Annotated in this window: 15 protein-coding genes; 3 read left to right on the top strand and 12 right to left on the bottom strand. The window is 66.3% G+C overall.

Annotation, left to right across the window (positions count from 1 at the left end):
* Window positions 1–15: 15 nt before the first annotated feature.
* Entirely contained in the window at window positions 16–1,956 is a 1,941-nt protein-coding gene (gene lepA / locus SLQ33_RS00350) for a translation elongation factor 4 (RefSeq protein ID WP_319451797.1), read from the bottom strand.
* Window positions 1,957–1,968: 12 nt separating this feature from the next.
* Between lepA and SLQ33_RS00345 the strand changes: the two genes are divergently transcribed.
* The gene (locus tag SLQ33_RS00345; protein ID WP_319451796.1) at window positions 1,969–2,571 is read left to right on the top strand and encodes a type II toxin-antitoxin system PemK/MazF family toxin; all 603 of its coding nucleotides are present in this window, start codon (window positions 1,969–1,971) and stop codon (window positions 2,569–2,571) included.
* A 61-nt stretch (window positions 2,572–2,632) separates the two neighbouring features.
* On the opposite strand, the gene SLQ33_RS00340 is transcribed toward SLQ33_RS00345, so the two are convergent.
* From SLQ33_RS00340 to SLQ33_RS00310, 7 genes are all read right to left on the bottom strand, one after another.
* Window positions 2,633–4,003: an LLM class flavin-dependent oxidoreductase gene (locus SLQ33_RS00340; RefSeq protein ID WP_319451795.1), complete on the bottom strand. Its 1,371-nt coding sequence runs from the start codon at window positions 4,001–4,003 to the stop codon at window positions 2,633–2,635.
* A gap of 169 nt (window positions 4,004–4,172) precedes the next feature.
* The gene (locus SLQ33_RS00335) at window positions 4,173–4,781 is read right to left on the bottom strand and encodes a GNAT family N-acetyltransferase (RefSeq protein WP_319451794.1); all 609 of its coding nucleotides are present in this window, start codon (window positions 4,779–4,781) and stop codon (window positions 4,173–4,175) included.
* 16 nt (window positions 4,782–4,797) lie between these two features.
* Window positions 4,798–5,226, bottom strand: a complete 429-nt coding sequence (locus SLQ33_RS00330) for a CBS domain-containing protein (protein ID WP_319451793.1) — start codon at window positions 5,224–5,226, stop codon at window positions 4,798–4,800.
* A gap of 102 nt (window positions 5,227–5,328) precedes the next feature.
* Window positions 5,329–6,075 (bottom strand): TetR/AcrR family transcriptional regulator, encoded by a 747-nt coding sequence (locus SLQ33_RS00325; RefSeq protein ID WP_413467533.1) that lies wholly within the window; start codon window positions 6,073–6,075, stop codon window positions 5,329–5,331.
* A 13-nt stretch (window positions 6,076–6,088) separates the two neighbouring features.
* Window positions 6,089–6,832 carry a creatininase family protein gene (locus SLQ33_RS00320; RefSeq protein ID WP_319451791.1) on the bottom strand — a complete coding sequence of 248 codons (744 nt, stop codon included), beginning with the start codon at window positions 6,830–6,832 and terminating at the stop codon, window positions 6,089–6,091.
* Window positions 6,829–8,208: a type III glutamate--ammonia ligase gene (gene glnT, locus SLQ33_RS00315; RefSeq protein WP_319451790.1), complete on the bottom strand. Its 1,380-nt coding sequence runs from the start codon at window positions 8,206–8,208 to the stop codon at window positions 6,829–6,831. Before glnT ends, SLQ33_RS00320 begins: the two co-directional genes overlap by 4 nt.
* 10 nt (window positions 8,209–8,218) lie before the next feature.
* Window positions 8,219–9,382, bottom strand: a complete 1,164-nt coding sequence (locus SLQ33_RS00310) for an aromatic ring-hydroxylating oxygenase subunit alpha (RefSeq protein WP_319451789.1) — start codon at window positions 9,380–9,382, stop codon at window positions 8,219–8,221.
* A 233-nt stretch (window positions 9,383–9,615) separates the two neighbouring features.
* On the opposite strand from SLQ33_RS00310, the gene SLQ33_RS00305 reads away from it, so the two are divergent.
* Window positions 9,616–10,470, top strand: a complete 855-nt coding sequence (locus SLQ33_RS00305; protein WP_319451788.1) for a ribonuclease Z — start codon at window positions 9,616–9,618, stop codon at window positions 10,468–10,470.
* On the opposite strand, the gene SLQ33_RS00300 is transcribed toward SLQ33_RS00305, so the two are convergent.
* Genes SLQ33_RS00300 through SLQ33_RS00290 form a run of 3 tightly spaced genes read right to left on the bottom strand, consistent with a single transcriptional unit; the run spans window position 10,462 to window position 13,998 of the window.
* The gene (locus SLQ33_RS00300; protein ID WP_319451787.1) at window positions 10,462–11,301 is read right to left on the bottom strand and encodes a transglutaminase family protein; all 840 of its coding nucleotides are present in this window, start codon (window positions 11,299–11,301) and stop codon (window positions 10,462–10,464) included. The two genes, SLQ33_RS00305 and SLQ33_RS00300, sit on opposite strands and share 9 nt — an antisense overlap.
* 1 nt (window position 11,302) lies before the next feature.
* Entirely contained in the window at window positions 11,303–12,280 is a 978-nt protein-coding gene (locus SLQ33_RS00295; protein ID WP_319451786.1) for an alpha-E domain-containing protein, read from the bottom strand.
* Window positions 12,280–13,998, bottom strand: coding sequence for a circularly permuted type 2 ATP-grasp protein (locus SLQ33_RS00290; RefSeq protein WP_319451785.1), 1,719 nt, complete (start codon window positions 13,996–13,998; stop codon window positions 12,280–12,282). Before SLQ33_RS00290 ends, SLQ33_RS00295 begins: the two co-directional genes overlap by 1 nt.
* Before the next feature lie 149 nt (window positions 13,999–14,147).
* Here SLQ33_RS00290 and rpsT point away from each other — a divergent pair, with 149 nt between their 5' ends.
* Window positions 14,148–14,408, top strand: coding sequence for a 30S ribosomal protein S20 (gene rpsT / locus SLQ33_RS00285; RefSeq protein WP_319451784.1), 261 nt, complete (start codon window positions 14,148–14,150; stop codon window positions 14,406–14,408).
* 4 nt (window positions 14,409–14,412) lie between these two features.
* On the opposite strand, the gene holA is transcribed toward rpsT, so the two are convergent.
* On the bottom strand, window positions 14,413–15,357 hold the full coding sequence (gene holA / locus SLQ33_RS00280) for a DNA polymerase III subunit delta (protein WP_319452516.1): 945 nt from the start codon (window positions 15,355–15,357) through the stop codon (window positions 14,413–14,415).
* Window positions 15,358–15,361 lie beyond the last annotated feature (4 nt).

The raw sequence follows: 15,361 nt of genomic DNA, 5'->3' as shown, positions 1-15,361 counted from the left end.
CTACGCCGACGAGCGTTACTTCTTGGGCTTGTCGCTGGCGGCGTCGGAGGACAGTGCCGCGACGAAGGCCTCCTGCGGGACTTCCACCCGTCCGATGGTCTTCATGCGCTTCTTGCCTTCCTTCTGCTTCTCCAACAGCTTGCGCTTGCGGGTGATGTCACCGCCGTAGCACTTGCTTAACACGTCCTTGCGGATGGCCCGGATGTTCTCGCGGGCAATGATTCTCGAGCCGATCGCGGCCTGGATGGGGACCTCGAACTGCTGGCGCGGGATGAGCTCCTTGAGCTTCGTCGTCATCTTGTTGCCGTAGGCCGCCGCCGAGTCCTTGTGCACGATGGCGCTAAACGCATCGACCGCCTCGCCCTGCAACAGAATGTCGACCTTCACCAGGTCGGCTTCCTGCTCGCCTGCCTCCTCGTAGTCGAGGCTGGCGTACCCGCGGGTGCGCGACTTCAGCGAGTCGAAGAAGTCGAAGATGATCTCGCCCAACGGCATCGTGTAGCGCAGTTCGACGCGCTCGGGCGAGAGGTAGTCCATGCCGCCCAACTCGCCGCGGCGCTGCTGGCACAATTCCATGATCGTGCCGATGAATTCACTGGGCGCGATGACGGTCGTCTTGACGATCGGCTCGTAGACGGCGCGCACCTTGCCCTCCTGCCAGTCCGAGGGGTTCGTCACGACGATCTCCGTGGCATCGTCCTTGACGACCCGGTAGACGACGTTCGGCGCGGTCGAGATCAGGTCGAGGTCGAATTCCCGCTCGAGGCGCTCGCGCGTGATCTCCATGTGCAGCAGGCCAAGGAAGCCGCACCGGAAGCCGAAGCCAAGCGCCACCGACGTCTCCGGCTCCCACACCAGCGCCGCGTCGTTGAGCTGCAACCGTTCCAACGCGTCGCGCAGGTTCGGGTAGTCGGAGCCGTCGACCGGATACAGGCCCGAATAGACCATCGGCTTGGGTTCGCGGTATCCGGTCAGGGCCTGAGTCGCGCCGTTGCGGGCGCTCGTAACCGTGTCACCGACCTTCGACTGCCGCACGTCCTTGACGCCGGTGATCAGGTAGCCCACTTCTCCGACGCCGAGCCCCTCGGTGGCCTTGGGCTCGGGTGAGACGATGCCGACTTCCAGGAGTTCGTGGGTCGTCCCAGTGGACATCATCTTGATCTTCTCGCGCGGGCGAAGCCTGCCGTCCATCACGCGGACGTAGGTGACCACGCCGCGGTAGATGTCGTAGACGGAGTCGAAGATCATCGCCCTGGCGGGCGCGTCGGCGTCGCCGACCGGGGCGGGCACCACCCGGACCACCTCGTCGAGCAGTTCGCGGACGCCAACCCCGGTCTTGCCGGAAACCCGCAGCACGTCCTCCGGTTCGCAACCGATGATGTGGGCGATCTCGCCGGCGTAGCGGTCCGGATCGGCGGCGGGCAGGTCGATCTTGTTGAGCACCGGGATGATCGTCAGCTCGCGGTCGAGCGCGAGGTACAGGTTCGCCAGCGTCTGGGCCTCGATGCCCTGGGCGGCGTCGACCAGTAGCACCGCGCCTTCGCACGCCTCCAGCGCGCGCGACACCTCGTAGGTGAAGTCGACGTGGCCGGGGGTGTCGATCAGGTGCAACACGAACTGCTCCCCGTTGACCTCCCATGGCAGCCGGACGTTCTGCGCCTTGATGGTGATGCCGCGCTCACGCTCGATGTCCATCCGGTCCAGGTACTGCGCGCGCATGTCCCGGTCCGCCACGACGCCGGTGATGCCGAGCATCCGGTCGGCCAGGGTCGACTTGCCGTGATCGATGTGGGCGATGATGCAGAAGTTCCGAATCTGCGCCGGCGCGGTGAAGGTCTGGTCGGCGAAACTGCTGATGGGAATCTCCTGGTGGGGCGGGGCCTGAACATGGTTGGGTCCAGTCGCTGATGCGCTACCAGGGTATCGACCAACCGTCGCGACGACACAATCGTGCATATGCTCGACCCCATGGCGTCGCAGTGGAAGACGTTTCAGCGGCTGGCGGGCCACCTGGTGTTCAACGAGGCGCCGAAGCTCATCCGCCAGCTGCAGAAGCCCGAGAGTGTGCCCCGCACCATCCAGCAGGGCATCAAGCTGGGCATCGATGCGGGGCTGTCCATGCTGGCAGGCGCGACGGCCGAGCCTCGTCCCGCCATCTCCGCTGGTCGGCCCGTCACCAAGGACAGCGTGCCAACGGCGCATCGGGCCCGTCGGATCGCCTACGCACCCGACCTCGACGGTCGCGCCGATCCCGGCGAGGTGGTCTGGACGTGGGTGGTCTACGAGGAGGACCCGTCGCGCGGCAAGGACCGGCCGGTGCTGGTCGTCGGCCGCGACAGCAGCACGCTGCTCGGGCTGATGTTGTCCAGCCAGGAACGTCACGAGACCGACCGGGACTGGGTCGGCATCGGTGCGGGTAGCTGGGACTACGAGGGTCGGGCCAGCTGGGTGCGGCTCGATCGCGTGCTCGACGTGCCCGAGGAGGGCATCCGGCGCGAGGGGGCGGTGCTCGACCGCGAGACGTTCGAGGTGGTCGCGACACGGTTGCGCGTCGAGTACTCCTGGAGCTAACCGTCCACTGGTTTCCGGCCCGAACCGGATACGAGCGGCTCGGTGCGCGATTCGGTCACCGTCATCTGACTAGCTCCTCTGTGACGCGGCGATAGCGCGCCGCGCGGTGGGTCTCTGGCAGCCGCGGGCCATCGCCGAACAGCTTGTCGCGCAGCGTGCCCTCGGCGTAGGACGTCTTGTACGCGCCGCGGCGCTGCAGTTCCGGGATGACGTAGTCGACGAAGTCGACGAACGAGCCAGGCGTGATCACGTTGGTGAGGTTGAATCCGTCGACGTCGGTCTCGGCCACCCACTCCTGCAGATCGTCGGCCACCCGCTCCGGCGACCCGACGCTGAACCCACCCTCCGCGTCGATCGCGTGCGCGTCGACGAAGTCGCGCAACGTCCACTGGCCTTGGCCGAACGTCTGCACCGACGACTTCAGGTACTCGTTGTCGGTGACCGCGACGGGGTCGTCGAGATCGAAGCGCGACAGGTCGGTACCCAGCCATCCCGACCACAGCGCCAGCGCACCCTCGGGGTCGATGTAGCGCCGGAACTCCTCGTGGCGGGCCTGTGCCGCGGCCTCGGTGGCACCGGTGACCACGACGTGACCGTTGACGATCTTCACGTCGTAGGGGTCGCGTCCGGCGGCCGCGGCCCGGCCGCGGATATCGGCGACGGCCTCCTTCAGCGCCTCCTTGGTCGGCGCGCCGATGAAGATCACCTCGGCGTTCTCGGCGCCGAACTGGCGGCCCCGGTTGGACGCGCCCGCCTGGTAGAGCACCGGGGTGCGCTGCGGCGACGGTTCGCACAAGTGGAGACCCGGCACGCGAAAGTGCTTGCCTTCATGTTCGATCGGGTGCACCTTGCTGGGGTCGGCGTACTCAGCGCGGGCCGGATCGGTGCCGACGGCGTCGTCGTCCCATGAGCCTTCCCACAGTTTGTAGAGGACTTCGGTGTACTCGTCGGCGATGTCGTAGCGGTCGGCGTGCGGCGTGATGGTGTCGAGGCCGTGGTTGCGCGCCGCGCTCTCCAGGTACCCGGTGACGATGTTCCATCCCACGCGTCCCTTGGTGAGGTGATCGAGCGTCGACATCCGCCGCGCGAACGAGTACGGATGCTCGAACGAGGTGGCCGCGGTGATGCCGAATCCGAGATGCTCGGTGACAGTGGCCATCGCGGGTACCACCATCAGTGGGTCGTTGACGGGGACCTGCGCGCCCGAGCGTAGGGCGGCCTCGGGCCCACCGCCGTAGACGTCGTAGATGCCGAGCACGTCGGCGATGAACAACCCGTCGAACAAGCCGCGCTCCAGCAGTTTCGCCAAGTCGAGCCAGTACTGCAGATCCTTGTAGCGCGCGGCCTGCGACTCGGGGTGCCGCCAGGTGCCTGCCACGATGTGCGTCACACAGTTCATGTCGAACGCGTTGAGAAGTATCTGTCGGGTCATGTCGGCCTTCGGGGATGGCGTGCATCTCGGCGGTGGGCAGGCTTGCGAGCAGCGACGAGCCGAAGCGCTGCTGCTGACGCATTGAGAATCGCTCCGTCACGATGACGCAAGGGCATTCGCGGTGGTAGCCATGAAATCTGCGGGATTCTTTCCCCGCCGCTTCACAGGGTCAGCGCGGAGCGCGCCACATCGGGATCAGGCTGGGCCCGCCGCCTGGCAGCTGGAGCTCACCGGTGACCTCGAAGCCGAACCGTTCGTAGTACGGCACGTTGTCGGGGTTGCTCGACTCCAGGTAGGCAGGCGCGTACTCGGCGTCGCAGCGCTCCAGCCGCGACCGCATCAACACGTTGCCGAAGCCCTTGCCCCGCACCTCCGGGTCGCTCCCGATGACCGCGAGATACCAGTGCGGCTCTTCGGGATGCGCCGCCTTCATCAACTCGGTGACGGCAAGCCCGCGATTGAGTGCCGTCCCAAAGGCCAGGAACAACCCGGGCATCGCCCGCAGCTCCTCGGCGCGGGTCGTCTTCCACTCGCCGGGCGGATCCCACAGCGCGGCGGCGCCGATGCCGGCTCCCTCGGGGGCGACCTCGACTCCGCCGCGGGCCAGATGATGGTGTCGGGTCAGCGATGCGAATAGGCGGTGCAGTTTGCGCCTACGCAGGTCGGCGTCGGGAAGCATCCACGACATGACCGGGTCGTCGAAGAACGCCTTGCCCAACGTGACTGAGAGCGCACCGATGTCGGCACGGGTGGCCGGTCGGGCCGCGGCGGTGTTCACGAGGTCAGCGTATTCATCACCCCTGGGTGATGTACGCCTCCAGCTGTTCCTGCTGGGCCTGCAGTTCTTCCATCCGTGTCTTCACCACGTCACCGATGCTGACGATGCCGACCAACTGGCCATTGTCGACGACCGGGACGTGACGCACGCGGTGGGTGGTCATCAGCCCGCTGAGACTGTCGACCGTGTCGTCGGAGGTGCAGTGGATCACCTGGACGGTCATGATGTCCGCGACCGAGCGGTGCAGCACCCCGGCGCCATGTTCGTGGAGCTTGCGCATGACGTCACGCTCCGACACGATTCCGACGAGCCCGTCTGGTCCTACGACCACCATCGCCCCGACGTTGCGCGTCACCAGGCCCGCGAGCAACTCGCTGACGATCGTGTCGGGGGCGACGGTGAGCACGCCGGCTCCCTTGTTCTTCAATACGTCTGCGATCCGCACCGAGCGCCTCCTGTTGTGACATGACTCACATCGAGTTATCACCCAAAATACGCTTCGTTGACAGCCGTGGAGTAGCTTCTCCGCCGAGCCGGTGTCGGCCGGTCAATCCGCCGGCGGCGCGGCGATCTGCAGGGCGACGGCCGCATCGTCGAATTGGGCGGCCTGTGCACGGATGCGTTCGATCTCGCTTGGCCGCTTGAGCAATCCGCGCAGGGCGATGATCGCGACTTGTTCGCCGACGCGGATCGCCTCCTCCACCCGGTCGCCCTGGTCGGTGTGCAGTCGTGTCCGCTTCTGCGCACCCTCGTCGAAGTTGAGAAGCAACCCAGCGGTGTCCTGCTTGTCGCAGTCGACGAACTTGCCTTCGTTGATCGCCGCCCCGATGAGGTCGGCGACCCAATCCTTGAGTCGTTCGTAATCCGTCCAGAACTGGTGGAATTCGCTGCGCTGCTCGTGTGCGATGCGCTGGATCTCGTTGAAGTCGATCGGTGACATCGCCAGTTGCATGGTGTCGAACCGCAGCAGCCGGAAAAGCTTGACGGCAGGCGACCCGGACCCGGCACCGACCTCCGCGATGAACTTCAACGGCGCCCGGTTGACGAGCAAGGTTTCCTGCAACAGCTGTTCCTTGTTGCGGAACCAGTAGTACAGCGATGACTGCTGCAGGCCCGATGCGCGGGCGATATCGCTCATCGTCGTTTGCGCATAGCCCTTTTCGGAGAAGAGCTTCGTCGCGGCGTTCACGATCCCCGCGCGCGGCGATGCCGTCGGCGCCGCGTCGGCGTCGTTGCGTGGTCGTCCGATGGCGCGGACCGGCGCCCGGCGCTCGGGTGTCGGCACGACGTGCATCTTACGGCGGCCGCTAGCCGAGCGGCGGGTGCTCGTCGTGTGCGCGCTCGACCGTGTCGCGTGCGGCCGAGACCACGTCGCGCCAGAGCTCGAGACCGAACGACTTCGACGCCCGCGATGGGTAGCCCGTCACGCCGTTGGTGGACACGTGCTGGACCGTATAGCGGAAGACGGTGTGCTCCGTCCGGTCGGGATCGTCGGCCGTTTGCATCTTTTCCGTGTCGACCAATTCCGGTCGCAGCGCCAGCATGATCGACGTCTCGGCGGCGTTCGCGTGCCAGTCGGCCGCGTCCTCGGTCGCTCGTCGAGCAATGTCGGGGGTCAAATCCCACCACTGCATGACACCGATCCGGCGGTCGGGAAACACTCGGCGAAACCCATCGCAGGCGATCCAGAGCGGTGCCGCGTTGCCGACGTGACCGTTCACGAACAGCACCCGACGAAAACCCGAGTCGACGCACGCTTCGGCGACCAGGCCGGCCGCCGCGGCGGTCTCCTCACCCGAGAATCCCACGGTGCCAGCCATTTTAAAGCCGTGAAAATAGCTGGCGCCGAAGGCAAGCGCCGGCAGCACGACCGCGGACTCCCCCGCTGCGGCCTCGGCGAGCTCGGTGGCGATGATGGTGTCGGTACCGACCGGCAGATGCGGTCCGTGTTGTTCGGTGGCCCCGACGGGAATCAGCGCCACGCAGTCCGGATCGGCGGCGATGCGGTCGGCCAGCTGCGCCGAGGACAGCTCACCCCATCGCGCGGTCACCAGAACCTCAGGTAGCGCTCGGTTTCCCACGCGGACACGTGCGCGGTGTAGGAGTCCCATTCGGCCCGTTTCTCGGCGACGTACGACTCGAACATCACGTCGCCGAACACCGACCGGGCGAGCGGATCCGCCTCGAGCGCGTCGATCGCCTCATCGAGGGAACGAGGCAACCAACCGATGGCGCGATCGGCGAGCTCGGCTTCGGAGAGCCGATACAGGTTGTCGCGGTTGGGCTCACCGGGGTCGAGTCCCTCGCGGATGCCTTCCAGGCCCGCCGCCAGCATGATCGCCGCCCCGAGATAGGGGTTGTTGGCGCTGTCGGCGGCACGGCATTCGACCCGTCCGCCCCCCTTCGGGATGCGCAGCATGTTGGTTCGATTGTTGTCGCCGTAGCAGGCAAAGACGGGCGCCCAGGTGAGCCCCGACATGCTGCCCTGCTTGACCAGTCGCTTGTAGCTGTTCACGGTCGGGGCGATCACGGCGCAGATGGCCGGCGCGTGCCGCAATACCCCCGCGATGAAGTGATATCCCAGCGCGCCAAGCCCGCAGGAGCGTGGATCATTGTCGGAGGCAAACAGATTCGCGCCACCCTCGTCGGCCAGTGACATGTTGTAGTGGGCGCCGCTACCTGTGCGGTCGGCGAATGGTTTGGGCATCCACGACGCGAACAGTCCGTGCTTGCGGGCGATCTCGCCGACCATCATCCGGAAGAAGACGAGCCGGTCGGACATCGACACCGCATCGGTGTAGGTGAAGTCGGTTTCGAACTGACCGTTGCCGTCCTCGTGGTCGAACGAATAGACGTCCCAGCCCAATTCATTCATCGCCGACACGATCTCGTCGACCACCGGGTAGTTGTGAAGCATGCCGCGCAGGTCGTAGCACGGCTTGTCCAGGGTGTCGTCCGGGTCGGCCGGCCCGGGTGTGCGGTCATCGGTGAGCAGGAAGAACTCGGTCTCGATGCCGAGGTTGAAGGTGTAGCCCAGCGTCGCGGCGTCCGCGGTCACGCGCTTGAGGATCTGGCGGCTGCACGCCTCGAAAGGAGTCTCGCCGATCCACAGATCCCCAGGGAACCACGCGACCTCGCGGTTGAACGGCATGATGATCGGCGCGTTCAGGTCGGGATGCGGCGCGACCTCGTCGTCGTTCACGTCCTGAGGAACCCCGTCCAGTGCGGCGCCGGTGAACATCTCCGATCCGAGCGCCGCCTGGACGAGATGGCCCAGCGGCACCATCTTGGACTTCGGTTTCCCGTGCATGTCGACGAAGCTGATCGCCGCGTACTTCACGCCCGAGCCGGCCAGCCGATCCGCGACATCACGCGCCGTCGATTCGATGCCGGCCGTCGACGTCTGCCCATTCAATGTGGTGGTCATAGGTTCTCCCCTAGCCTGTCGATGCGAGATCGGCGGCGTTGCTGACGATTCCGAGTTCGCGGCCGAGGTAGCGATAGAACTCCCACAGCGGACGTTCGAGGTGTGACAGCCGGCCCACTCCGGTCACCCCGGAGCGGACGGCGCGCTGGACGGCGGTGCAGGCGTCGATGTCTTCGCGGTGGATGTCGCAGATCGTCTTGATCAGCTGGCTGCGGCGTTCCTCGACCCCAGGCGCGGCCAGCGCGGCAGGCGACATGCAGATGTCGAGCTGTAGCTCGATCTTGCCCGCCCCGAGCGGAAGTGTCTTGAGCCAGTACATGTATGCGGGGCCCATCGCGATCTGCAACAGCGGATAGGCGATGAAGATCAGCGACTTATGGTGGTGCTCGGGGCTCAGCGTCTCGGCGCCCGGGTTGAGGAACGGCGGGTCCGCGGGGTAGCCGGGAGCCTGCCCCGACCACATGGTGGTGAAGTAGTCGCCGACCTCACCGGTGGAGCTCAGGGCCGCCGGGAATTGGTCCTCGAGCGAACCGCGATGCGGACCCATGTGGTGGTAGCACTCCATGAAGTTGTCCACCATGATCTTCCAGTCCCAGTCGCACACTCCCCAGTCCGTCTGTTCGACGGTTTGGTAGTTCTCCAGGTCGTAGACGTCGACGATCGGGTCAAGAGCCGCGTACTGGCTGGCCAAGGACTCCGCTTGCCCGTCGAAGTTCACCAATACGAAGCCCTTCCACACTTCGTGGCGGAACTTCTTGAGCGGATAGTCATTCCGGTCGAAGCCAGGAGAATGCTTCATCTCCGGCGCACCGGCGAGATGACCGTCGAGGCCGAAGGACCACAGGTGATAAGGACACTGGAGCACGTTGGCCTCCCCCGCTCCACTGCATACCTCCATCCATCGGTGGCTGCAGTTGCGCGACAACACCCGGATGTCGGACTTGCGGTCGCGGGTGACGACCAGCGGCGTGCCGAGGATGTCGATGCTGTAGTAGCTCCCGTCCGTGGGCACCTGCTCGATGCGGCACAGCGGGATCCAGCCACGCTTGAAGATCCGATCGACCTCGGCGGCGAATAGCTCGTCGCTGCCGTAGGCCTCGGGCGGGAGCGTGACCGCGTTCTCGGGTGACTCGACCGCACAGGTCGCGGCGAGCCGTGAGTAGTCGAATGTCATGAGGCGACGGTAGGCAAGCTCTGTTGCTGGCCTGTTTCGTCGTGGTAAATGCCTCATTGAAATTACTCACCAGCGATTACGCCGAGTCGATTCGATCTACCAGCGGATTCACTCGACATCGTCAATAGGTTATTGAAACCTGAGGAAGCGCCGCGTTGCGCACGTCCGACGAGAGCCGGTCGGTCCTTCCGTTCCGGCCCCAGTCGGGATCGGAACGAGTTAGGTATGACGTCATGATCGATGTGACGCTGCTCGGCACCGGCTCTCCGATGGTGGACGCGAATCGGGCGGGTCCCTCGACCTTGGTGCGGGCGGGCAGCCAAATGTTCCTCGTCGACTGTGGGCGCGGCGTGCTGATGCGCGCGGCGGCGGTCGGCGTCGGGGCGGCGAACATCACGGCGCTGCTGCTCACTCATCTCCACAGCGATCACATCACCGATCTGAGCGACGTGATCACCACCCGCTGGGTCACGACGTTCACGCGCACCCCGTTGCCCGTCTTCGGACCTCCCGGAACCGCGGCGCTCGTCGACGCCACCCTCGCGGCGCTCGCACCCGACATCAGCTACCGGATCGCGCACCACGCCGACATCACCGAGCCGCCGACGGTTCAGGTCCACGAAGTCAGCACCGGCCAGGTTTGGGAGGCCGACGGAGTGCGGATTCAGGTGGCTCCCACCGACCACCGCCCCGTCGAACCCACCATCGCCTACCGGATCGACTACGCCGACGCGTCAGTGGTGCTGGCGGGTGACACGGTTCCCTGCGCCGGCCTCGATGCACTCGCGGCGGGCGCAGGTGCGTTGGTGCACACCGTGATACGCAAGGATCTCGTTGCACTGGCGCCGCAGCAACGACTCAAGGACATCCTCGACTACCACTCCTCGGTCGAGCAGGCGGCGGCCACCGCGGCGCGGGCCGGGGTCGGCACGCTGATTCTCACGCACTACGTCCCGCCGCTGATACCGGGCCAGGAGGACGACTGGCGGGCGCTGGCCGCCGCGGAGTTCCCGCGCCAGATCGAGCTGGGCGACGACCTGCATCGGGTCGAGGTGCATCCCGGCGTCTCGGTGCGACCGTCAGGCTAGTCGGGTGATCTCCACGACGACGTCGAGATCGGTCGAGCCCTCTCCGGAGTAGATGCCCTTCAAGGGCGTCACGTCGGCGTAGTCGCGGCCGACGCCGACGCTGATGTACTGCTCGTTGATGCCCTTGTCGTTGGTGGGGTCGTAGTGCCACCAGCCACCGGTCCACGCCTGAATCCAGGCGTGGCTCTGGCCGTCGATGGTGTCTCCCACGGCAGCCTTCTTGTTGGGGTGCAGGTAGCCCGACACGTACCGAGCCGGAATCCCCATGCTGCGCAACAGGATCAACGTGAGGTGCGCGAAGTCCTGGCAGACCCCCTTGCCCTCGCGGTGCGCGTCCAGGCCTGACGAGTGCACGCCGGTGGTGCCCGGCACGTAGGCGAGTTCGCCATGCACCCACTTCGCCGCTTCCACCACCGCCGCCAGTGGCTCGTGGTACTTGACGATCTTCTGCCCCACGCGAGCGATGCGCCGACTCGACGGTGTGTACTCGGTCGCGGTCAGGTACTCGTCGAACCGGTCGACCACCGCGTCGGACTGCAGATCGTCCCAGGAGACCTGCTCAGTCGGCGCTTCCCCCTTGTCCGTCTCCACCACCGACGACGCCGTGACCTCCAATTCGGTGTGCGGAGCGTGCAAGTCGAATGCCGTGACCGCCGTGCCCCAGTAGTCGACGTAGCGGTAGGACCGGGTGGCTGGCACGGTCTCGACGCGGTTGAGGATCACGTTCTGCCGGGAGTCCGAGCGCGGCGTCAGCCGGGCCTCGTTGTACGACGCGGTCACGGGCGACTTGTAGGCATAGCCCGTGGCATGAACGACTCGCATGCGCCACATGTCAGACCTCACCTTCCTCGATCACCAGCGAAGCGTGGTGACCAGCGTCGGTCCACGCCACCCACGGGGCGGAGTGGAAGTACTCCAGCGCCAACGCTTCTCCGACGTCCGCACACGTTTCCTGCAGTCCGGCCAAGCGCTCCTCGAGAGTCTCGAGCAACATGCCCTGCCGCAGGAATTCCAGCTCGCTGCGCGCGCGTCCGAGCAAGCGCTGCGCCTCGGCAGTGGCGCCGACCCGGTTGAGCGCTCGGTGATGCAGTTCGTCGAGGCTGTGTTCGGCAAGGCGCAACGAATACATCACCGAGCGCGGAAACAGCCGGTCCAGCAGCATGAACTCGACGACGCGGCCCGCGTCAAGCACGCCGCGGTAGGTGCGCAGGTAGGTGTCGTGTGCGCCCGCCGAGCGAAGCACCGTCACCCAGGCCGGTGACGAAGCGCTGTCACCGACACGGGCGAGGAGTAGCCGCACGGTCATGTCGACACGTTCGACGGCGCGGCCGAGCACCATGAACCGGTATCCATCGTCGCGCGACAGCGTGGAGTCGGCCAAACCTGCGAACATCGCCGCGCGACCCTCGACGTAGGACAGGAATTCGTGCGGCCCAAGTCGTCTGGAGGCACGTTCCCGTTCCGGCAACGCGTTGTAGGTGGTGTTGAGGCACTCCCAGATCTCGGTCGACGTGACTTCGCGTGCGCCGCGGGCATTTTCGCGGGCCGCGGAGATCGACTCGACGATCGAGCAGCCACCGTCGGTGTCCCGGCTGAATGCCACCAGGTCGGTCAGGGACCACACGTCCAGCGCGGTGGGCGGTGCTTCGATGCCCAGCACCTTCAGCAGCGTGCGCGACGTCTGGTCGGGGTCGACGCTGGAGTCCTCCAGCAGTTGGTGGACGGTGACGTCGAGGATGCGGGCGGTGTCGTCGGCTCGCTCGACGTAGCGTCCGATCCAGTAGAGCGATTCCGCGTTGCGCGCCAACATCAGTCACTCACCGCCTGTTGCTGTTGCTGTTGCTGTTGCTGAGTCTGGGTTTGACTCTGCCCGGGCACTGGCGCCTGACTCTGTTGCTGTTGCTGCTGCTGCGACGAGTCGTCACCGTTCTTGTCGGACTTGCCGTTCTTGGCGGTCTTGGGCAGTGCGCGGACGACCTCGGCGGCGGCCAGTTCGCGGTCGGCGACCGAGGCGCGCGAGGCCAGCACCCAGGTGTCCTTGGAGCCGCCGCCCTGGCTGGAGTTCACCACCAGCGAGCCCTCGGGAAGCGCAACGCGGGTCAGCCCGCCGGGCAGCACCCACACGTCGTCGCCGTCGTTGACGCAGAAGGGCCGCAGGTCTACGTGGCGCGGCGCCAGCTTGTCGTCGATCTGCGTCGGCACCGTGGACAGCTGCACGACCGGCTGGGCGATCCAGCCGCGCGGGTCGCTGCGAACCTTCTTGGTGATGGTGGCCAGTTCCTTCTCCGACGCATCGGGTCCGAACACGATGCCGTAGCCGCCCGACCCCTCCACCGGTTTGATGACGAGTTCATCGATGCGGTCGAGCACCTCCTCGCGCTCGTCGTCGAGCCAGCAGCGGAAGGTGTCCACGTTGGCCAGCTGAGGTTTCTCGCCGAGGTAGTACTCGATGATCGTGGGGACGTACGTGTAGACGAGCTTGTCGTCGCCGACTCCGTTGCCCACCGCGCTGGAGATCACGACGTTGCCCGCGCGGGCGGCGTTGAGGATGCCTGCGACACCGAGCACCGAGTCGGGCTTGAAGTGCATCGGGTCGAGGAATTCGTCGTCGATGCGTCGGTAGATGACGTCCACCTGCCGCTCGCCCTCGGTGGTGCGCATGTAGACGGTGTTGTCGCGGCAGAACAGGTCGCGACCCTCGACGAGTTCGACGCCCATCTGGCGGGCGAGCAGCGAATGTTCGAAGTAGGCCGAGTTGTAGACGCCGGGCGTGAGCACCACGACGGTCGGGTCGGCCTCGTTCGACGCGGCCGCGTTGCGCAGTGCCCGCAGCAGGTGCGACGAGTAGTCGCCGACGGCCCGGACGCGGTGCGTGGCGAACAGGTTCGGGAAGACCCGCGCCATCGTGCGACGGTTCTCCATCACGTAGGACACGCCCGACGGCGAGCGCAGGTTGTCCTCGAGCACGCGGAACACGCCCTGCGCGTCGCGCACCAGGTCGATGCCCGCGACGTGGATGCGGACGCCGTTGGGCGGCACGATGCCTGCGGCCTCGCGGTGGAAGTGCTCGCACGAGGTGATCAAGCGGCGCGGAATGATGCCGTCGCGCAGGATCTCCTGATCGCCGTAGATGTCGTCGAGGTACAACTCGAGGGCCTTGACGCGCTGCTTGATGCCCTTCTCCAACCGCGTCCACTCGGCGGCGGAGATCACCCGCGGCACCAGGTCGAGCGGGAAGGGCCGTTCCTGACCGGACAGCGAGAACGTGATGCCCTGATCGGTGAACGCACGTCCAAGCGCGTCGGACCGGGCCGCGAGTTCGGAGGCGTCCGAGGGCGCGAGCTCGGTGAAGATGCCCTTGTACGGCCCGCGCACGTTGCCGTCGGCGTCGAACATCTCGTCGAACGCCTTGGAGTAGCCGCCGAGGCTGTTGTAGCCATCGAAGATGCCTTCATGGCGTTTCGAAGCCCGGTTTCGCGAGGACCGGGCGGCTTCGACGGGCAATGTTCGCAGGCTCACCGTTGACATGGTGCCCCAACTGCGACATTTCGGCAGGCCACCGACGTCACTTTGGGGATCTACCCGCTGAACTGGTAATCTGATCCCTCGCTGCCCACCCTCGGGCACCCCATGAAGACTTTGCCGAATCCAACCTGACTTTCAGAAGGAACTAACGCGTGGCCAACATTAAGTCGCAGCAGAAGCGCATCCTCACCAACGAGCGCCGCAGGCTGCGCAATCAGTCGGCAAAGTCGGCTCTTCGCACGGCTGTCCGCGGGTTCCGTGAGGCCGTCGACGCTGGTGAGAAGGACAAGGCCGCCGAGATGCTGACGGCCACGAGCCGCCAGCTGGACAAGGCTGCGAGCAAGGGCGTCATCCACAAGAACCAGGCCGCGAACAAGAAGTCGGCACTGGCTGTGGCGCTCAACAAGCTCTGAGCGGTCAGCTTCCCTCGGCCAGTTCGGCGACCCTGCGCACCGCAGTCTCCAACGCGTAGTCCGCGGAGGCCGCTGCGCCCTTGACGTCGGCGTTGAGCGTCGCGACCACGCGCATGGCCTCTGCCACCGATTCCCGCGACCAACGCCTGGCCTGTTTCTGCGCCTTCTGCACCCGCCACGGCGGCATGCCGAGCTCGCCTGCGAGCCGATACGGATCACCCGACAACGGCCCGATCCGGGCGATCGCGTGGACGGCCTCGGCGAGTGCGTCGGCCAACACGACGTGGGGCTCGCCGCCCATCATCGCCCAGCGCAACGCCTCGGCCGCGCCGGAGACGTTGCCGACGACCGCCATGTCGGCGATGTCGAACCCCTTCACCTCCGCCTTGCCGCTGTGGTAGCGCCGCACGGAAGCCGCGTTGACGTCGCCGCCGGTGTCGGCGACCAGCTGTGAGCACGCCGCGGCGAGTTCGCGGATGTCGGAGCCGACGGAGTCGAGCACCGCGGTAACGGTGTCATCGGACACCTTGACCTTGAGCTCGCGGAACTCTTGACGGACGAAGTCGGCCCGCTCTGATGCCTTGGTGATCTTGGCGCAGGGGTGAACTTCGGCGCCGAGGTTCTTCAGTTGATCGGCGAGCGCCTTGGCCCGGCCACCGCCTGAGTGCACGACGACGAGCAGGGTGCCCGGGGGCAGGTCGGCCGCCGCCGCGGCGATGAGCGCGACGGCGTCCTTGCCGGCTTCCGCGGCGGCCTCCAGGACGACGACGCGCTCGTCGGCGAACAGCGACGGGCTCAGCAGCTCGGCCAACTCACTGGTCGAAACCTCGCCCGCGCGTAGTCGGTCGACGGGCACGTCGCCGGATCCGGCCTGCTTGCGGACGGACCGCAGCACGCCGGCGATGGCCCGCTCAACGAACAGTTCCTCCTCGCCCAGCACGAGGTGCAATTGG

Origin of the sequence: Mycobacterium sp. RTGN6 (assembly GCF_033804605.1) — a bacterium.
Taxonomy (GTDB): domain Bacteria; phylum Actinomycetota; class Actinomycetes; order Mycobacteriales; family Mycobacteriaceae; genus Mycobacterium.
Note: the sequence above shows the minus strand (reverse complement) of the source record. Positions and strands in the feature narration are given on the sequence as shown.